2 protein-coding genes are annotated in these 1,653 nt (G+C 61.8%); one reads left to right on the top strand and one right to left on the bottom strand.

Annotated elements, in window-relative coordinates:
- On the top strand, positions 1 to 882 hold an 882-nt coding region (locus EN932_RS35645), incomplete at its 5' end, for a tetratricopeptide repeat protein (RefSeq protein ID WP_164890834.1).
- Positions 883 to 1,187: 305 nt separating this feature from the next.
- Here EN932_RS35645 and EN932_RS35640 read toward each other — a convergent pair.
- The coding region (locus EN932_RS35640; protein WP_164890833.1) for a Crp/Fnr family transcriptional regulator at positions 1,188 to 1,653 on the bottom strand (466 nt) is incomplete at its 5' end.

Here is a 1,653-nt window from a genome sequence, read left to right as displayed (position 1 = left end):
GCCGCAACATGGTACCGACGGGCGGCAAATGCCGGCCATCAGGCTGCTGCCCGTGCGTTGGCATCGCTTTATCTCTCCGGAAACGGAGTCGCACGGGACGTCGAAGAGGGAGCGCGCTGGCTGCGTACGTCCGCAAATGCGGGAAATCAGCAAGCGCAGGTCGACTTTGCCAATCTGGTTATCGAAGGAGCAGGCGAGCCTGGCGACCGCGCCAGCATCGCTGGATGGTTCGAGGCGACCGCCTCATCGGGCGATCTGATTGCAGCGTTCAACCTCGGCCTCTGCTTTGCCGAGGGCGTCGGCGTGCGAAAGGACGAGGAGCAAGCTGCCCGATGGGTGAGGCGGGCAGCCGAAGGCGTGGCCGAAGCGCAATATGCCTACGCGCGAATGCTTCAGGATGGGCGCGGCGTGGCTGCCGATCTGAAACAAGCCCGTTGCTGGTTTGAGCGGGCGGCCAATGCTGGCATGGTCGACGCGCAGGTGGCGTTTGCCGAAATGCTTCTCAACGGACGTGGCGGCGCCTGTTTGCCTCAGGCTGCCGCGCAGTGGTTCAAGCGGGCAGCCGCAGCCGGGCACGCCGGGGCTATGTTTGCGATCGGTGCCCAGTACGCGAATGGCCAAGGTCTGTCCTTCGACCCGGTCGCAGCGCAGAAATGGTTCGCCGCCGCCGCCGAGCGGGGACATGGCTATGCACAGCTCATGCTCGGGGGCTATCTCTGCAATGGTCGTGCCGGGGAACACAACCCGGTAGCAGGCCGCCTTTGGCTCGAGCGAGCATTTGCGCAAGGTGTTCAGGAAGCCGCGAATGAACTCTCATATTTTGCCTCGAAGGCTGGCTCTGCGGGGGCCATAGGTCTGGTGGAAGAGCTACGCTCTGTTTAGGATCCGAGCAGCGAGCACCAATTCTCGCTCCTGATTGTGGTCCTCAAATTGGGCCGAGCGGACTCGCCGCTGCAGCGGAACGCCAAGGACGGTGTCGCTTAGGCAACCGCGAAGAGATCGCGCAAGAAACCGAGATTGAATTGGCCGGCGCCTGGCCGGCGGACGCCAGTCGGGATAGGGAGCGGGCCAGACGGAACAGATCCGCCGCCGGAAAGTGGATGCTTGCCCGGGAAAGCCCGTCCTCGATCTTGCCCGATGGCCGCTACCGGGGAGCAAGATTGCTTGCCATCGCATGCCGGGACGTCTCAACCGTCGACATATTCCTGCTCGAATCCAGCAAACTTAGTCAGGCCCTGCTGATCGAGCACACGAACGTGGCCCTGCCGAAATTCGAGAAACTTGCGCTCGCGCAGTTCCCGCAGCATCCGATTGACATGAATGGGAGTGAGTCCCAGTGCGTCCGCCAGATCGTACTGGGTGAGAGGGCATTCATAGCTGTTGCGCGTGACAGAGCCGATTCGTTCCAGACGCGTCATCAGTTCGAGGAAGAGATGCGCCGTCCGCGCCAAGGCGCTGCGTCGTCCCACATTGGTGAGATGTTGAGCGACAACCGCTGCATTGTGCACGAGGGTTTCGAGAACAAGGGAGAACAGATGGGGCGACTGCATGGCCGCAACGGTAAATGTCTTGGTCGAAGCCACCAGAACTGAAATTTCGGTTTGAGCCACAAACGTTTCAAGAGCCCTGCCCGAGTAGGACTGAGGTAGGACG

The sequence above is a fragment of the Mesorhizobium sp. M7A.F.Ca.US.002.01.1.1 genome, from assembly GCF_004022955.1.
Classification (GTDB): Bacteria; Pseudomonadota; Alphaproteobacteria; order Rhizobiales; family Rhizobiaceae; genus Mesorhizobium; species Mesorhizobium ciceri.
Note: the sequence above shows the minus strand (reverse complement) of the source record. Positions and strands in the feature narration are given on the sequence as shown.